The organism is Spartinivicinus ruber (assembly GCF_011009015.1).
Lineage (GTDB): Bacteria > Pseudomonadota > Gammaproteobacteria > Pseudomonadales > Zooshikellaceae > Spartinivicinus > Spartinivicinus ruber.
The window spans coordinates 3305546-3324541 of record NZ_CP048878.1; the positions used below are offsets into that span (position 1 = coordinate 3305546).

Here is an 18996-nt window from a genome sequence, read left to right on the forward strand (position 1 = left end):
CTACTTCCTGCTGACTACTTATGTTACTACAACGAATACTGCAAGTGAGGCATGACTTTATTGCAAATGATAACAATTATCAATAAAATTTAATGTAAGTTAGTCCCATATTTAATTTTTGTTACTTAATTGAGGAATCATGACCCAACCCACCTTATCCCCCCCATCAGAGCGCACAATTGTGCTACTGATGGCATTAGTACAGTTCATTAACTTAGTTGATTTCATGGTGGTCATGCCACTAGGGCCAGACTTTGCGCAAGACCTGGGCATTCCTGCTAACCAAGCTGGTTTTATTGGGGGTGTTTATACTTTTTCTGCAGCATTAATGGCCTTGTTACTAGCCTCTAAACTGGATCGTTTTGACCGCCGCAATGCCTTGGTTTTTTGCATGGGTGGCTTAAGTGTCGCTACCCTGGCCGCTACCTTAGCCAATGGCTTAACAGGGTTGTTAATCGCTAGAATTGTTGCAGGGTTATTTGGTGGTTTAGCTTCATCACTCGCAATGGCTGTAGTAGTTGATCAAGTCCCACCCAAAAACAGAGGCAAAGCCATGGCAATGGTGATGGGAGCATTTCCCGCGGCCTCAGTAATAGGTGTCCCTCTTGGGCTCCAGCTGGCCCATTGGTACAACTGGCAAGCACCCTTTTTATTGATTGGTAGTGCTGGCTTATTGGTAGTTGCTATAACTTGGGTCATTTTACCTAAACAAAACAACCACAAAGCTAACCAGGCTGAACCATTTAAACTCACTATGGCATTAACCAATCCAACTATGCTGCAAGGTTTAGCTCTAACCGGCTTTGCTATTTTTTCCAGCTTTTTGATCATTCCCCATTTTGCTACTTACTTTTTATTTAACCTCGACTACCCCAGAGACTCCCTTGGCACTCTTTATATGGTGGGGGGAATAGTTACTTATATAGTGATGCAAATAACTGGTTGGCTGGTGGATAAATGGGGACCCATTATTTTAGGTTGGGTGGCTGCAATTGGGATTAGCAGCAGTATTTTAGCAGGCTTTTTACCTAATTTATGGTGGCCGGTATTAGTGGTTTTCAGCGGGTTTATGGGTTGCAATTCAATTCGTAATGTCACCGTGCAAACGGTAACATCTAAAATTCCTCCTCCATCACAGCGGGCCGGTTTCATGGCCACCCAGTCAGCGATAAGGCATACATTTAGTGGCATAGGTGTGGCGGTCTCCACGTTAGTCTTAAGCCAAAATGCAAGTGGCCAGCTGGAGAATATGGCTACAGTGGCTTGGATAGCGGTTACCACAACGGCATTACTGCCCATACAAATCCAACTGTTACATAATCACTTAACGCGTCGTGATAAAGAGGTTAAAGCTAGCCAACCAGTGACTACCTGATTAACTATTAGATACCTTTTTAACTCTAGATAGACCAGAGATGGACTTTCTAGAGCAGCTGTACATTGCTGGGCGAAAAAATACTTTTTTGTGACACCCTCTTCCAGTGAGAATGGGTGGCCTTAATAAGTACTTAAGTTGTGGTGTATAACTATACCAACGTTGCGGAGAGTTTCAGCAAAACTTTTTAATGACTGACTATACTTTATTTCAGCTTAGACTGGAAAAATAAAATACTTGCCAATTTTTAAAAGGATATCCGCCAATGGAAACGGCAACACCCGCTCAAAATACCCCTAAAAACAATGTCTATCAAGAAGATAAACCTCACCCCTCATCACCTGTAACAGCACCTTTAGTTCAACCAAGCAGTCAGCCGGCAGTTACTGCTAGTGAGGCGCATAGTGATAAACAAACTCCATCAAAAACCTGGGTATGGATTTTAATGGCTTATTTATGCCTGTTTATTGTAACCGGTTATATTGCCTTTATCCATCAAACCCCAATTTTACATGCAGATGAACAACAACGTATTTTTACAAGTATCCAAGACCCAGAATCGAAAGCATTAATATCATCTTTATTTAAAGATGAAGTAGCCAATTTCAAAGAAAAACAAAACATTGCCACCCAATCATTTCATATTATCCTTGGAGGGTTAATGGGGTTTTTATCTGCATTAGGGGCTTCGATTATTGGGCGTAAGAATTAAATTCTTTGTTTTATTAAATACTAACAGACATCATAGCAATAATTCTTTCAACAGTATTTTAGCTGACAGATCTTTTTAACCTTCTCTGTCAGCACATTTTACCTTTTAGCCTAGTGCACGAATTTTTCTCATAATTTCATTTTTTCTAACCCTATATAATGTTTTTTCATCTGGCTTCATTTTTGTATACTCTTGTAGTGCTTTATATCCCTGTCTTTTAAAGCGATCTGGGTTCAACTTGATTAAATCAAATTCATCATCATCCAATACTTCAGAAGCATAAGCTTCAAACTCTGATACTTCCGTGGATATTCGTCTACTAGATAGATATTGTTGTACATGCTTATACTCATGCCGGAAAGTATGTAATACTCTGATAAACCCTTCTGTACCTAAACTATATTGTTCATTAAGATAAGGAGTCCTAAATTTGATCGATAAATATTTATTACTTGTAGAAGCTGATGTTGTTCGTCCTGTTCTTCCATCTCGCCAGCCCGTTGAAGCATTTGAATCGTTATCAGTAGAAATTTCAATTCGATAGTTTAAAGTATTAAATCCATAAGCTTGAGAAATCGCATTCATAGCCTGAGCATATTGCTTATTTTTCATGTGGCCTTTCCAAGCTATTTCTGCTCTCAGAGCTTTCCCGCCTTTGGTGACAGAGCCCAACATATTTGTCCATTCTACTACACTCACCTTGTGATTTTCATTCAAGGCAAATATATGCTCTTCACTATCTCTTGCCATCTCCCTAAGACGTTGTAAATCATCAGGAGGTGTTTTCCTACCACCTTCCCTAAGTGCAACTAAACGATCAACTGACACTGAATTAGGTTCATCGTCCCATTCACCCAGAGTTAACAGTTCTCGCTGAATGACATTTTGGGTATTATTCAAGACTTTTCTTTGGGTAATTCGATTATCTACAAAGTGGCTCCCTTGTTTAAAATCACACTTATGCTGAGCGATACCATTATCAATCGACTGACTTTCCGTTATATGTTGCTGCACCCTCATTTGTAATGCTTTGGTGCCCATTACATCCGCTTCGCGCTCCAGGCCCGCATCATCATTAACCGCCATTCCCCCTACAGAGGTATTGGGTTCCACTCTCCCTTGCATCTGTTGTACAACATGACCTAACTCATGGGGCAAATGTTTTTCTTGACCACCGGCTAAATGAATATTAGAACCCTGAGCATAAGCGTGAGCTTGTACAGCAGCAGGTTTGCTGGAATTATAATGCACTTTTACATGATCTAACGACATACCCGAAAGGTTTTCCATCCCACTTTTTAGCTTATCGGGTAAGCCCGTGCGATTCGGTTGACGCTGCATGGGTTGCATTTGTTGTTGTAACGCTTGTAATTGTGCTGCCGACTGACGGTTATCTTTAAACTGTTGAATAGCCTGACGTTGAGCACTGGATTCAGTTGTTGTATTTTGTTTAACAGCTGACTTATTTTTGTTATTAGTTTGATAAGTGCTCATTCATCTTTCCTTGGTTCTCTTGTAGTATCCAGCATTTATTTAATAGTATTGACAATCATATAATTAACACTTAAATTGTAGTATATAGTCGCCCGTTAAGTATGTATTTCCCCTTTCCAAGCCAATCATTCACCAAATCAAATTTATTATAGGCCTAATCTTTTTTAATCGTTCAATATTTAGTCAAAAACTCCCCTGACTACCTTCTACTTTTCAAAAAATAAAACAAACACTAGCCGTCGAACTATTAAGTCAGTAAACGGGTGAATAAGGCATTGTAAGCAACAACCAATGCCAATAACTCCTAAAAATTACTGTGTGTAATCAACCTTTAACGATTTAAGCAATCGTCCTTTGGCACCACTAATGCCCAGGAGCCAAAGGACATTAGCAGTTTTATCAAACTAAGTAATTCTCCCCAGTTTACGAAACTCTTTTTGTATGCCCTGACGAATATCCTGTAACCCTACCTGTTGGCTCCCCTGCCGTAAGGCCATTAAACTGGCGTAGCGTAATACATTAATAATGGCACCCCCAGCTAATTCATATTCACCAGCAATTGTTGTAAAATCTACATTCGCTGCTAGCCGCTCAGGATCGGAAAATGCACCTTTCCATAAGATATAGCGCTGCTCTGCATCTGGCATCGAAAAATGAACGATCGATTGAAAACGTCGCAAAAAGGCTTCATCAATATTACTTTTTAAATTCGTGGCTAATAACACAATGCCAGGAAAATATTCAATCCGCTGTAATAAATAGGCTACTTCCTGATTCGCATGACGATCATTGGAACTATGGGTTTCTGTCCGTTTACTAAATAATGCATCGGCTTCATCAAAAAATAAAATCCAATCCTGTTTTTCTGCTTGAGCAAACACTTTGCTAAGGTTCTTTTCTGTTTCACCAATAAATTTCGACACAATCATTGCTAAATCCACCCGGTAAGCAGGTAGCCCAGTTACTTTACCCAACAAGGCTGCCGTTAATGTTTTACCAGTACCCGGTGGGCCATAAAATAACGAACGAAATCCTGGTTGAATTTTCCGCTTTAATTGCCATTCATTAAGTAATGTATTACGATGGATAATCCAAGCACGGATTTCTTCTACCTGATCCATCACCTCTGGCGACAATACCAAATCATCCCATACTAAACCTGTCGTCATAGGTTCCGCGGGAAAATTGTGACTATAACAAGGCTGATAAGGTATACTACCACTGATTTTTCGAAAAAAATGGTCACTAATGGTTAATGGTGTAACGAAGATATTTTCGTATTCACCAGTGGAAGGCAATTTTAATGCGCCAGATGCATGAAAACCACCCTGGTCGGATAATACCGAATTAAATTGCATACCTGAATTTGGTAGAGAAGGATTAGCCTGAATAAACTGTTGTAATTGTAGTCGCTTGGTTAAGTCTCCCCCACTCCAAATAAATGCAGCCGTTTCAATCGTTGGCCAAAAACCCCTATGCCCCTCAATTTGTAAACCACCAAACTCTGAATAAGGACGATCAAAATGGGTATTTTTGGTAAAAAAAATGTCCAATGCTTCCGGTCGCAAATGAGGCGCTAAGGCTAAAATCAATAACAGCCTGCCACAATACTCGAAATGATATTGTTCCAGCAATTCAGAGTAATAGCCGGTTTGATCTGCTAAAGGAGGCGGGGGAATCTGCATAATATCAGTGAAGGGACAATCTTGGTTAAAATACAACTGTATACGGGTAAGAATCACTTGCTGCAACCAGGCAAGCTCTTGCTCAATAAACTTAACAGAAGACATTATACCTATTTTTTAACTGTAACTAAGCACTCATAGAGTATACCCAAAGTGCAGGTTTTTTTTAGGGAATATTAAAGTTTGCCTGTTTCGGTGGTAACAATATAACCAGAGGCATCACCATCCACCAATTTACAAGCCGTGGTTAAACCCAACTGGCAGGCTTGGGCAAAATAATGTTTCGCTTGTTGTTGTCCCCGATAGGATAATGCCAGATTAAAACAACCCCTGGCCTGTCCTAGTAAACAACTCTTTTTAAACATTTCCTGTGCTAACGATGGATTAGCCTTAGTTCCAATACCATCTCGATAGCTAACACCCAAGTTATAACACGCTTCTCCAACTGGATCATAAGACTCATTACAAGCACGTTCATAATTAGTTAACGCCTGCTGATTATTTTGCTGCAATCCCCTGCCATAATCTTGGGCAATAGCTAACAAATAACATCCTTCTCCCCACTGTAGTTGGCAAGACTTATTAAACAAACTGGCTGCCATTTTTGGGTTTTTATCCACACCATCGCCTTCAGCATCTTTGCCCTGTTGGTATAGTAAACCTAATTTAAAGCAAGCCTGGGCTGACCAATTACCCGATACGACAACATTTTTAGCCAGCTGAACCAAACTGTGTGTTGGGTTAGTCGCGGGGGAATCACAAACTTGTTGATAAAACTCAGCTGCTTGTGACACACTTTTCACCACCCCATTTCCTGTCAGTAATAATGCAGCTAATGGATAACAAGTGAGCCATTCATCTTTCGAACAGGCATTTCTGAAATATTGCGCTGCAGCAGGTGGATCAACCTTGCCCCAACGACTGTCTTGTTTGATTGTGCCTAATCGATAACAGGCTAGACGAATACCATTATCACAAGCGGTTTGATAGATTTGCTGCATTTTAGCAATGGTTTTGGCATCTAATTGGGTAGGAGTAAGCTCTAAAAGTCGGCCTTGCCAGTAGCAACCTTGATAATATTTCCCATCACATGCTTTTTGATATTCCTGCAAGGCCAAGTCACGATTTTTATTAACACCACTCCCGATGCGGTAATGTTCCCCTAACCGATAACAACCTTCTGCACTCCCCAGCGTACACGCACGTAAATATTGGTTGGCCACTTGGTTCTCTGGGTCATAATCATCTTCCATTAATGGACCTAATTGAAAACAGGCCTCGGCGATTTGACCATCACAAGCCAGTTGGAAATAGGCCTGGGCTTGGGCGCCATTTTGTAATACATCCTGACCAGTTTGATAACGTTGGGCCAGGTCATAGCAAGCTTGAGCAACATCATCCCGACACAAGCCGTCTAATAATTCCACAGCTTCGGCAATTTTTTCCGTTGTAGTTGGTGCAGCAAATTTATTAACGGCCAATTGATAACAAGCTGCATTGATTTTATGGTCACAAGCATGCTGATAAAGGGTATTTGCTTGTACAGGACTTGCTTTTACTCCCTCCCCTTTTCTTAACCCTTCAGCTTGTCGATAACAACCTTGATAATTTGTTAACTGACAAGCCTTTTGGTAAAAAGAATACGATTCCTGTAAATTAACCTGAATGCCATTACCATGATAATAATCATTTCCCAAGGTTAAACAAGCTTTTGCAAAATGTTCTTCACAGGCTTGATTTAATAAATTCAGTCTTTTTAACCACTGCCCTGCTGGAACCCGTAATGCTAATGTATAACAAGCTATACCACTGTGCTTGTCACAACCTAAAGTGAAATATTCTGTTGCTTTTTTAACATCAGGATCACGGCCTTTACCTTCATCATATTGCACCCCTAACTGGTAGCAGGCATCAGCTACTGCAGGACAAGCTTGCTGATAGAGATTTGCAGCCTGTATAGGATCAACGGGAACGCCTTCACCTAAATCATAGAGTCTCCCTAACTGATAACAACCTAATGTGTTATTACCATCACACGCTCGGCGATATAACCGATACGCCTGGCTAAAATCGGTTTTACCCAAAATACCTTGCTGATAAAGCCAACCTAAATTAACACACCCCACCAGTTGTTCATATTGACAAGCCAGTTTGTAGTAATCTCGCGCTTTAGTCTGATCAACTGTTACCAACTTACCTTGCTGGTAAAGCTGCCCGAGCCGAAAACAAGCATCACTGCTTTGATCGTTACAACCTTTCGTATAACTCTCTACAGCATTAGTCAGATCTTTTTTACTGCCTAATTTCTCATATAATTGACCCGCTTGGTAGCAAGCAGCCGCATTTCTACCATCACAACCAAGTAAAAAGTATTTCAAAGCTTGCTGATCAGACTTTTTCACTGAATTACCTTCCAGGTAACGCAAACCTAACTGGTAACAAGAACTTGCTGAAACATACTGACAAGATTGTTCTTCTAATAACAGTGAAGCCCCAAATAACGTACAGCCAGATAAAGACATCAATAACAATATAATCAAACCCAGGCGACATGTCTGTTCTCTCATAGATACATGATAAGTCGTATGAGTGCTGTTCACTTGCTCAGCTAAAAAAGACCAAAAGTGACTCAATCCATTCATAGTTAGGGCAGCCGTGCTTTAATGTTTGCTTTATATTGAAGGTAGACCAAAATAATCGTCGTGATCGTCACCATAATAAATAAAATAACATTCCTAAACTCAACGAGTTTTGGCTCACACAGTACTAGTGCCTGAAAGGCTAACATTAACAACACAACGCTAATAATAAATGCTAGTGTATGCCGCATTAACACCAAATGGATCTGATAATTAATAGTGGCAAACAGCAAAACTCCTAATGCCAGTAACAATAAAATCACATTGATACCAAGCAAAGTACTTTGATAAGGACAAATACTATTACAACAGGCAGGACAATAACGCTGTAGCTGTCGTTTAAAAAAAGTCATTTTATTGTAATCTGGCAACTGCGTTAAAAAACCAAGATCAGCCCAGGTTGCACGGACTTGCTTTGCTGAATCACTATCACCAGTGAAAGATAACAAAGCTGGCTTCAAACCATCTTGAAGCAAGACTCGATTAAACTGCGGCTCAACTTTGCCATAGCCAGTTCTATTGACTCCGCCACTATCATCCGACGAACCTTCAAAGGCCAGACTTTGAAAACCTTTTGCAATGATAAATGCCTCAATAAACTGCTCTCGACAAAAGGGACTGGCCTTCCCCAAACTATTTTTCAATAGACTCAATGGTACCAAGGGGTAAACATTCGATAGTGGAAAACGCCCTTTGGTTGTATTAACCGATCCTTTTTCATAACGAAAACTTGCCTCCAAAATGGGGCCCGATTTTGTATCACATTGTGCTGCAATCAGAGTATCAGAGGTTTTTTCCTGAAAGCGGCGGGTACGTACCAATAATCGGTTTTTTAAACTTTTTTTTCGATTTTGTTGACGATCTTCATCTAATAAACGAAGCAGTAGCCGGTTTTCTTTCAAGCTAGGATTATCTAGTTTACTCATATCATTATCGAGGTAATTTACAAACTGCTTTTCTGGCAGCAAGTCTTGATCAGACACAATAATATTAATACTAATTGTTTCTAGTTTGGTATGGCTTCGTAACTCTTTAATCACCCCTGATACTAGCTTGCGATAAGACAACATATCCCCATAAAAGAGCCGATCCAAGTCAATTGTTACCCCATCAAAGTTATTTTTTAGCAATAAATTTTTAATGTCCTGCGCTAGCAATAGAATGTCACCGGCACTGGTTTCATTGTGATAGAAAACCGGCTGATTTGGCTTTAGTGGAAAGCCATTATGTGTAGAAATCAACAAGTCAACGGCTGTATTGTATTGATGAGCCAACGATACAAACTGAGCAGCAGAAGATAAATAAAACTCGCTATTTTCCACCCTCATTTGACGTTTATCATGCTCATAAAATACATTGTCTAACTGAAAAGCAACTCGGTTAACATTGCCAAAATCAATCGGAAAATAAACCGATGCTAATCCTTTTTGCTGCTGAGAATACAATAAACCATACACTTGATTTTTCAACTGTGACACTGCCAAACCACATTTACAATTTTCTATAGCTTCCCACTGTTTGATACCACTATAAGGCTTAGTATCCGTTACTTGTGGCTGACTAGGGTTCGCTTGACCAAAGCCTTTACTAGATAGAACGACAACTAATAAAAAAAACAAACAAAGCTGTATCCTAGCCCTTATTGTTTGTTGTCTTATCGTATCCATGATTTGACTCTCTATGTATAAATAGCCAATGGGAATCTACTTATCTCGCCAATCGACTATTAAGGGGGCTTCCATCCACGGCAACTTATGGGTTTTAATACTCCAAGGTAATTGGTCGAGTAGCATATCATAGGCTTTCACTTCGACCCTTAATTGCCAGTGTTTCTCTGTATAAACTAACCAGCCCACTCGCTGTAAAAAGCTGGTTTGTAATCCTTCAACGGTTGTATTACCCAATACTCGCCAGTGGTTTATCACTGCTTTAAGTAAACTATCCGCGATAGCACAATCCTGTTCTGTTAAACTCGCTGTTTCTGTTAAAGGGGCATCAAGGGGAATACCACACAATATTTTATTGAGGGTTAAGTGGTACTCCGGTTGCTGCCAATCCGGGCTTACCATATATTGAAGCAAAGCAACTGCTTTTTCTGCTGCTTCTGTATTATTAAAAGCACCTTTAGCTTGCCAATTGAGTTGGCCAAACAAGCGCTCTAAATAGCAAGAAACAATCACTAACCCAGCATTTTCAACCAGTATGGGTTTATCTTTATCCAACTGAACGGTGACGTTATTATTACGATCAAGGATTGCACTAGGCACATCCACTGAGCTATCCAATGGCGCTTTATCAAGACAGGCATATTGTAAAGCAGCAATTAAAGCAGGCTGTGCATCAGGCTCAATATAAACAGAAAAAGCCAGGTTATTATTACTCTTGCGGTTATTACATAACTGGTCTTGGTGCTGTTTTAATTGTTGGCTTAAACGATACCCCCAAAAGCGACGATCATTCATACCAACAATCTCCCGTTGATAGGCTTGGTCAGGATAGTTCAAGTTCTTGCCATTTGTTACCAAGCCACACTTTTCTACAAGCAACTGATAAGCCTCAATCAAAGATTGAGGATATTTAAACAATTGCTGTGGCTTAAGCCATTGGCTCAATACCAACCATTTTAAGCAGTAAGCCGCATGATCACTTATCTTTCTGCTGGTGCTACTACCTACCGTTAACTCCAGTTGGCTCTTGTCAGCATTTTCAGAAGCCACTGTTTTCACCATCTCTTCTTCTATTAACACACAATCGACGATGAGTGACGCATAAACTAACAAACTTAAATATTCACTAGGACGAATCTGTAAAACAAGTTGTTCAAACCAAACCATATCGAATTCTTCAGCAATACGCTCCAAATTGGCTTGACTGCGTAAATATTCAGCCAACTGCTGTTGTATCAAATCAATTGGTTGGTTTAACCACGCTTCTGGCTGAGAAACCATCTGCTCAACACTTACTGTTTTAATCGTTGATTTTGTCAGTTTTTGCTGAGTCAATTTATAATGCTGATTTTCAACATCATCCATCCATTCTAGAAGCAACACTTCTGATGACATAAAATAAGACTTCAACTGTTTCCATACGGCTGAAGCCTTATCTGGCAGATTCAATAATTCATCAGCAAAAGCCAGTGAAGAATCAGCCAATCCTGCTATAGTTGTTGCTGCTGTTTGACTGGTTAATTGTTTAGGTGAACCATTTAAGTGAACAATTTCGTCATAAAGCGGAGTAAGATATTCAAGCCAGGATTTTACCAATGATACAGGCTCCAGTCGCTGATGGGCTTGTAAGTAGAATTCCATCAACCACTGTCTAGTCATTTGCTTGGCACGTTGTAATAATTTTTTCCGACTTTTTGCATTAAGTTGTTTGTAATACAACGTTTCCAGCCAACAGCCTAACTGGTTCAACACAGCACCACTATACACTTGAATGCTAACCCCATCATCAGGTCGTAATCTCATCACTAATGCTTGCCACTGAGATTCACTCATTAATAGCATCCAACTTTGCAACCAACCTGGACTTTCCTCAAAGCACTGAACTAATCCTTGTAAATTCCCCTCTAGGACCTGAGTAGTTAATAAGCGAATTTGTTGATACTGCACCTGAGTTAGCGGAACCAGCCGATTTAGCAACTGAGCAATGACAGCAAGAGGTTGAAATGTCTGCTCAGCTATTTTTTGCTTGGTTGATAGTTTGTCATCGCCCGTTTGTTTGCTTAAATGCTGTCGATAAAGCTTGGCAAAATAATTCCGATCAAATGCCTCAGCAATCAATTTATGATGAGAATAAGGGTGCTTTACCTGTTCTATAGCCGGTTTTTCAGTACGAATCTGATTGCCAATAGCACACCATAACAAAGCCCATGCCTTACAGCTCAAACCTGTCGTTTGGTTACTATAGATAAATTCTGTATTGATGTTTTCCTGTTGTAATTGTTGAATTAACTTTATAGTGTCATTGAAAATAGTTAACCCATCAAAAGGACGCAGTTGTAATAGTAAATTAAAGCAGTCCTGACAACTAAGTGAAGCAATTAGTTTAACATTTTCTTGCCAACTATTATTACACAATTGATAAAGTGTTTTAGCTTGCTGTTGAGCTAACTGGGTGACATTCTCTTTAACATCTATATTAACTCTGGCCTTAACATGCTTCCTATTCGTTATTGGTTGCTTGTTAGCAGAAAGTTTTTGGCTTGTAGCTTTATGTAAGTCAGCCGATGCAGTAGAGCAATACCATTGATTTATCAGTGCTTGTTGTAGCCAATTTTTGGTTTGTTGACTGACTTCAGGTAGCAATAAAGTCAACAGTTCTGGAATATCCTTCTCAACCAAAAGGCTTCGTTGATTGAATACCCAATATTGAATAACTAACCAGCATTGATGTCGTCGGTCATGATATTTTTCCCAATCATTACTGAAATTTTCAATTGCTCCTTCTGCGTTTCGTTCAAAAGACAAGCCATCATGCACATTGATCAGGGTTTCTAAGGTAACAACTAGCCAGTGAATAAAGATTAATAGCAGATAGCCATCATGAGGGCGCAGCAAAATTACTAAACTATTTTTTAAGGCAATAGGTAAAATGCCTAATAAATAATCCAGTGATTTAGGCTCCTTAAGTCTCTGTAGTAGACAATAGCTTAGCCGTGCAGGTGCAGTCTGTAATAAAAATTGATACAACAACCTCGTACTATTTTGGTAAAATAACTGATTATGTTGTGCTAAAACAGCTCGCTTAAAAGTTGCAAGTATTTCATTTATCTCACGATCAGATACCACACAATATTGTTTTTTATCAATAGACTCATAAACTTTTCCATTATCTGGATACCTAATTAAGATATTAGCTAGTGTATTTTTTTTCAACGGTTGGTCAATAGAATCATTAATACTGGTATATCCTGGGCTAGACTGACTGATAAAGTAGTTTTTTAGATAACCAGGTAAAGTAGACGTTATTTTTTGGCCAATTTGACGTAATAGTTTCCGGTAGTACTTGTGAGTTAGTGTAAATTGCTCACCAACATTAATTGTAAAATTCTGATTAAAAGAATCAGTTTTTGACCTAAGCTGAATTGAACTAGAATCTAATTCTAGTTGTTTTTTTGAGAGGACAATAGCTTGTTTCTTCATTTGATAATGATCAAGATTATTATCCACTTCCGGGTATTTTTCTCTATTTAAGCTGCTTGTTTTATTTAATTGTTGTTGCCATTGCTGGATGGCCAACTCTGCCTGGCGAAAAAAAATAGTTAACGACTTAGATAGTGTTTGGCCCATTAAAATACTTTCTCTACTTAAATGGGTTAACTGTACTTTAATCGACTCAATAGGCAGTTGCTCAACAGTCGACTTCAAGTTTACTTCAAGGTGGTTGATTAAAAGGTCTACTGCGATATCATGATGCAATAATAACCAGCTCGCTAACTGCGGGAATAGTATATACACCAAATCTCGCTTATCAGCTTCAGATATAAATGATTTTTTATCCATTGAATAGTTCGAGTTGGCGACTTTTTTACTGTGCAGTATACTGTCATAATTGGTTAAATAATTTTTGAGCAATTTATCCTGAAGAGATTGTGATAACTGCTGGCTTAGTAATAAGCAATAGTCATTAACCCAACGATACCAATCTTTTCTATATGCCTCTCCCCGTTGTGCTGTTTGAGTAAGTATTTTATCAAGTGAACTAGCCATTAAACAATATAAAGACTCACTGCTGCTAAAATAGCTTAATGTATTTATATTTGTATGAACTTTTTGGTCAACTGGAGGACGTTTTATTGGTTTAAATTTACTATGATCATCAAGTGCTGTAAAAAGTTTATGCCAAAATTCACCAGCATCAGGTAGCCTGTCAATGGCCTTATGACTAGCAAGACTATTTACATAATATTCAATATCGACCTTACTTTCCGTTGATTGATTAACGTCCCTATCATATTCACTCAATACCTGCTGATAAATATCCCACTTATTGGCTAGGTCTATACCGTCGAATAGCTGTTGCAGCTGAGAAGTCGATAGCAGGTTAATAGTGTCTTTTAATTGCTGGGAGTGACTCTGTATATAGGTTTCCTTCAAGTTATCTTGAGTTATTTGACAGGCTTCATCTTGGTTGTACTTTATGTTTTTAACATGATCAGAATGATTTGTTTCTTTAACTACTTTATAAACATCATTTGTGTTATCACTCGTGCTATTTTGGGAGCCTTGCTGGCTTATGAGTCTAACTGACTTGGCCCAATCATATTGTAGCTGCTTCAACCAAAGCCATTTTACTACTCCATCATGAAACTTACTATTTACAGGCTGCTGTTTGCAGCCCCTTTCGAACTGTCTTGTATCAGCAGCCTTTTTTTTATTTTTATTAATTAAATTAAACTGTTTTTCAAGCAATTGCTGGATAGCTAATCCAGCCTGTTGGCCAAAGTAATATCTGTTATATATCGTATTAGAAAAAAGTTTGCTGCTGCTATTTCGTTTTTCTACTCCAACTTTATTTGAAAAAAAAATTTGTTTTTTGGTTTTTAATTGAATCAATAGCAGCTTCAGCAAATTCCAGCTGTATTTTTTTCTCTGATATGATATAGGGTTTAACCAATTATCCAACAAGTGAACAGAAAGAAAAGTAAAATCAAACTGTCGACTATCCAGTTTGTTTACCAATAATGAAAGCATTTTTGTATATGAATCACTGACCGAGGAGTGCTTTCCTGTCTCCCTTTCCTTATATTGTTCAAGCTGCTTTGCCAAAAAAATTGCCCATAGTGAGAAAGGTTCTTCCTGGTTTGGTTTATCAGAAGGGCTCTTTAGCGATGGGTGATTAACTACTGATTGTTTTGTATTTTTATTCAATAGCAACTCACATACTGGCATTAAAGCAGCTATTAATTGGCTAGCCATAGGGTAGCTGTGCGGCGCAACCAGCATGAAAAATTGTTGGCACTGTTCATCACTAAGTAATTGACACCATTGCTCAGCTATATTTGGCAGCTTATTCAATAAATTCAACCATGGCTTGACCAACTCCGGTTGTTGATTCCACAATGATAGTGTTGTATTCAAGGACTGTTGCTGCTGAGGATATTCAAGGGCAAGTAGCTCTTCAAACCAAGCGAGTAATTGATCAGGCAAGCGACTTGATATAGTTGTTTGAGGGTAATTCAGTGAATGATCACCTTGTGGGCTATTAGCATCCGTTTGATTAATAACGGGTCGTACCGACATTAAGCCATTTAGCTCAACAGAATTATCTGTATTATTTTGCTGGTTTTGCAAATGGTGGGTGAGTGCCTGAACAAACTGTTGCTGTAAGTGTCGTTTAAACTGTAGTAACCATTTATGGGGTGTTTGAGAATGGCTATATAAAATTATGGGCAATTGTACAGTCAATCGCTTAATTGCTACCTTTTTCTTCAACTGTTTTGTTAACAAACTCGGGTTTAACTGATGTAATGCTTCTTCCAGCCACCTTCCCAACTCTTGGTTTAAGTAATATTTTAATTGTTTATCTAACTTATCCACCTGTGGTAATTGAGTAAAGCCATTATAGGAAACTTTACAATTAAAACACCCTACCCGGTTTTGATCACCACAGGCGTGCTTAATCATGACTACCGGCTCTATTATTTTCATCACTGTTAGACAACGACTGCATAAAGTCGACTAACTGTCGTCTGGTTGATTCAACCTGTTTATGGTTTGGCTTAGTTTGAATAGCTTCATGACGCCACTTGCTGTACAAGCTTTCATATTGCTGCATTTGAGTAAAACCAAGCCAAAATACTTCTGGATGAAAGTGAGCTGGGCAGATATCTCTGATTATAGATTGAGCAAACTGCTGAAAATCAAGGTTTGCATAGCGTGCCGGCCAGGCAGGTATTAACAGACTTAAACGACCATAATAAAAAGTCGCCTTGCCTTGCTTAGTTGTTGAGTTTTTTGTTTTACCTAAAGAATGTGGGTGTAAAGCAATATGCTCCAAAAGATGTAGGCCTTCAGTATAGCGATTCAACCCAACTAAAAACTGCTGACATACGCTTGCCACCGCTTTTGCTTGATCAATACTGTTAAAAACGCCTAATTGATACCAATCATGTTTGTTACCTCGATTAAAAACCAAGACACACTTTTTCTTCTGCTGGGTTTTATGATCTTTATGGCGATGTGATTTTTGCCAACCACATCGATAACGTTGTGGGTCAATACCTTCAACTAAAAATTCTGCATTAATTTTGTCTGAGCGAAATAAGCCTACTTGCATTAATTGTTGGTACAAGTCTGGCAGTTGAGATTCATCACAAGGTTCAGCAGGTATTAATATTGCAGGATAAAAATGGTGTTTAATTTTCTGATCAGTTTCTATAGTTTTTTGGTCATCACTACTATATGTAATGGCTGAAAAATCCCATGACCGGTCTTCCACAATTGTCAAATTTATTCTATGAAGCAATTCAGTCAACGAGCAATTGGTTAGCTTAGCACAATTCAGTAGTAATCGACTTTTTAGCGTGAGGCCTGATATCGATTCTGGATGCCAGGCAGGCAGTTGATAGTTGCCCCCCCTCCCTTTCACCAAACCTAATACAGGTAAATGTTGTGCTAAGGTCACTTTTGCTCGTATTAGCTCATATTCAAAAGCAGGCTGGGTAAAATAACAATTAAATTGTCGATGACTATCATCGGGGTAACTTTCACCATAAAGTGCTAACAAATAATTCAACGCACGTAGTTTTCGTTCACAGTAATTATCCGTTTCCGCAATTATCTTAGCTAATATTTCTACTAACGACTCACCCTGCTGTTTATACAATATTTGTGCATCTCTTTGGGGAAGCACTTGATAGTGATAACTGCTGGTGGTTTGGGTATCAAGGGATAATAAAGTTCGAAACTGTTCTAAGTTCTCTAAGTTATTCGCTATAAACTGCTCAAACAGCATTAAATAGCCATTAAGTTGTTTTGCCTGTGCTTGTCGTTGACTAGACGCAAAATAAGGTAACCCCTGGGAACTGATTTGGTAATTGGCTGGAAATAATCCCTGTACTGGAATGTGCTGATTAAGCAGTAAATAATCATTTCCAAAATGAGGAAAAATCTGCTCATGATGTTTCATGGAAAGTGCAGCCTTCTCCTTACGAGCAATACCCTGGCGTATTGCCGTTTGATATTCAGTGAGCTGTACTGAATACACTCGACCACCCTGGGTTATGTCAAGCTTAAAAGATGTCAAGTCATCAAAGGGGATCGCTAACTTATATTGGCTGTGCTGATCAACCACCAAATATTGATAAAACTGTTTATTACCTGCAACTAAATGAAGCTGTGAGATCTTTTTTACCCCTACTAATGCTTCAAGATGTTCTGTTAAATGGCTAATTTGAAGGTTTCTTTTAGTGGGCGTTTCTTTTAATCTACCTTGGGGACAAAAAGGCCCTTCGATAACATCCTCTAACCCTAATCCTTCTTCTAATAATGTTTCATAACGGACAAATTCTGCTTTTGGGGTAATTAAATCAGCACACTCAAGATAAATTTGTGCGATCACCTTTTCAACTGGGTGACCAATTTCGATATCAACACTGCCATGCAGATACACCATTTGTGCATTCATTTCTGCTACCTGCACAACAATGGGAGCACACAGCGGGCGTTGTGCATGATAATAGCTAATCAGTTCCTTGGTTAACTGTTGTTTTGCCGTTTCACTATGATAACTTCTACAGTTATAACGCACCTCCAGATTAGGCTGCTGAAAGAGCTGACTCATATTCATTACAACTGCATTAATACTGGTTAGTTTGGCTAACATCAGTGTTTTATAATCATGAAGCGTAACAGGCCCACTTGGTAGTATTTTACCCGGGCTATAAAGGCCTTGTGTTGATAAATCAATTTTATTTTCAGGACCAATTAAGTACTGTTGTATTGGATAACTACTTCGATAGACAACATCAGTTAAAGCAAAACAGAGCTGTTCCAGCAAAGTGACCCCAGGGTCATGTAAGTTATAGTCAGTCCATACGTCTCCAGCCAGCTGCTGCATGAAACTTAACCCTTCATACATCAAGCTTTCGTAACTAAATGGATTATCACTATCTAAAGAATCAATGGTTTGTGAGGGTCTCATGTTAATACTTCTTCCCTATCATTACTGACATAGGAATGATACATATGATCATCAAACCACAACTGTGTTATGTTATAATTTATATAAATATTTACCTCCCTATCGCAATAGTTACGAATCGTGCGCATTTGCAAGGTATATCGATTAAGTCCGGCTTTTATCCAACGCAAACGAATCCGATCCCAACGGGAGTAAAAATGACAATGTTGATGAAAAATCCCTGTATTATAGCCAAATAATTTACTCAGCCAACGAGTACCATGATAAGTACTCATTGCGGTTGCTTTCAGTAAGGCATAACGCCCCTGTCCTTTTTTACCACCAACACCTGCTACCACTTCAAACATCTTACAACCAGTTAAATTGGTAATGACATCATGCCAACGGCCGTTCGCAACAACACGACCCTGACAGTAATTACCAACTCTACCAGAGCAAGCAAGGGTGCCATTAATATCAAGGGTATGGTCAGGCTTTTTACGATTAATTCCTATTTTTTTTTCATTAGCACTGAATGATAATAATGAACTACTTTCACTGCTTATATCTTCAGTTTGATGCGTAGACTCAGCTTTATTATTAATAATTTTTTTTCTTTCTAACGATACAAAATCAAGCAGGTTTTTAAAATGTAGATGGGAGCCATCATTTTCCATTTCCATCTGCCATAAAGCTGTTTTAGTATCGGTATGCCTAGCATAAATACTCAATAATTTATGGCGTTCTGTAGGTCTAATTTTTATGCCAGTAACTTGGGTGATATCAAAGCCATCGTCAGCAGGATTAATAGTGGAATCAATTAAGTCAGCAAAGTCCAGTTCACTTGGCAATCTCCCTCGGCTGAATAATATTTTTAATTTGTCTCTGGTTTTTTTGGCCATAACACTGGGGTCCATTTAATGGAGACACGAATTATACCTTTCATATTGGGTATAAAATTAA

General features: G+C 38.8%; 9 protein-coding genes. 2 read left to right on the forward strand and 7 right to left on the reverse strand.

Annotated features, from left to right (window positions below; translation table 11 throughout):
• The first annotated feature begins 139 nt into the window (after positions 1–139).
• Together G4Y78_RS15300 and G4Y78_RS15305 are read left to right on the forward strand one after the other, a co-directional pair.
• Positions 140–1375, forward strand: coding sequence for an MFS transporter (locus G4Y78_RS15300; protein ID WP_163833848.1), 1236 nt, complete (start codon positions 140–142; stop codon positions 1373–1375).
• Positions 1376–1640: 265 nt separating this feature from the next.
• The gene (locus G4Y78_RS15305) at positions 1641–2087 is read left to right on the forward strand and encodes a hypothetical protein (RefSeq protein ID WP_163833849.1); all 447 of its coding nucleotides are present in this window, start codon (positions 1641–1643) and stop codon (positions 2085–2087) included.
• A 105-nt stretch (positions 2088–2192) separates the two neighbouring features.
• Here G4Y78_RS15305 and G4Y78_RS30805 read toward each other — a convergent pair whose 3' ends face one another.
• From G4Y78_RS30805 to G4Y78_RS15340, 7 genes are all read right to left on the reverse strand, one after another.
• Positions 2193–3581 (reverse strand): eCIS core domain-containing protein, encoded by a 1389-nt coding sequence (locus G4Y78_RS30805; protein ID WP_230425601.1) that lies wholly within the window; start codon positions 3579–3581, stop codon positions 2193–2195.
• A 404-nt stretch (positions 3582–3985) separates the two neighbouring features.
• Positions 3986–5371, reverse strand: a complete 1386-nt coding sequence (locus tag G4Y78_RS15315) for an ATP-binding protein (protein WP_163833850.1) — start codon at positions 5369–5371, stop codon at positions 3986–3988.
• Positions 5372–5442: 71 nt separating this feature from the next.
• On the reverse strand, positions 5443–7908 hold the full coding sequence (locus G4Y78_RS15320; RefSeq protein WP_163833851.1) for a tetratricopeptide repeat protein: 2466 nt from the start codon (positions 7906–7908) through the stop codon (positions 5443–5445).
• 2 nt (positions 7909–7910) lie between these two features.
• Positions 7911–9572 (reverse strand): hypothetical protein, encoded by a 1662-nt coding sequence (locus G4Y78_RS15325; RefSeq protein WP_163833852.1) that lies wholly within the window; start codon positions 9570–9572, stop codon positions 7911–7913.
• Between the two features lie 36 nt (positions 9573–9608).
• Positions 9609–15536: a contractile injection system tape measure protein gene (locus tag G4Y78_RS15330; RefSeq protein WP_163833853.1), complete on the reverse strand. Its 5928-nt coding sequence runs from the start codon at positions 15534–15536 to the stop codon at positions 9609–9611.
• Entirely contained in the window at positions 15529–18054 is a 2526-nt protein-coding gene (locus G4Y78_RS15335; RefSeq protein ID WP_163833854.1) for a hypothetical protein, read from the reverse strand. Before G4Y78_RS15335 ends, G4Y78_RS15330 begins: the two co-directional genes overlap by 8 nt.
• Positions 18051–18935 (reverse strand): hypothetical protein, encoded by an 885-nt coding sequence (locus G4Y78_RS15340; protein WP_163833855.1) that lies wholly within the window; start codon positions 18933–18935, stop codon positions 18051–18053. The genes G4Y78_RS15335 and G4Y78_RS15340 overlap by 4 nt, the downstream gene beginning before the upstream one ends.
• Between the last annotated feature and the right edge of the window lie 61 nt (positions 18936–18996).

Coding starts and splice junctions, on each gene's coding strand:
- G4Y78_RS15300 (WP_163833848.1), top strand. CDS start 140: ATGACCCAACCCACCTTATCCCCCCCATCAGAGCGCACAATTGTGCTA.
- G4Y78_RS15305 (WP_163833849.1), top strand. CDS start 1,641: ATGGAAACGGCAACACCCGCTCAAAATACCCCTAAAAACAATGTCTAT.
- G4Y78_RS30805 (WP_230425601.1), bottom strand. CDS start 3,581: ATGAGCACTTATCAAACTAATAACAAAAATAAGTCAGCTGTTAAACAA.
- G4Y78_RS15315 (WP_163833850.1), bottom strand. CDS start 5,371: ATGTCTTCTGTTAAGTTTATTGAGCAAGAGCTTGCCTGGTTGCAGCAA.
- G4Y78_RS15320 (WP_163833851.1), bottom strand. CDS start 7,908: ATGAATGGATTGAGTCACTTTTGGTCTTTTTTAGCTGAGCAAGTGAAC.
- G4Y78_RS15325 (WP_163833852.1), bottom strand. CDS start 9,572: ATGGATACGATAAGACAACAAACAATAAGGGCTAGGATACAGCTTTGT.
- G4Y78_RS15330 (WP_163833853.1), bottom strand. CDS start 15,536: ATGATTAAGCACGCCTGTGGTGATCAAAACCGGGTAGGGTGTTTTAAT.
- G4Y78_RS15335 (WP_163833854.1), bottom strand. CDS start 18,054: ATGAGACCCTCACAAACCATTGATTCTTTAGATAGTGATAATCCATTT.
- G4Y78_RS15340 (WP_163833855.1), bottom strand. CDS start 18,935: ATGGCCAAAAAAACCAGAGACAAATTAAAAATATTATTCAGCCGAGGG.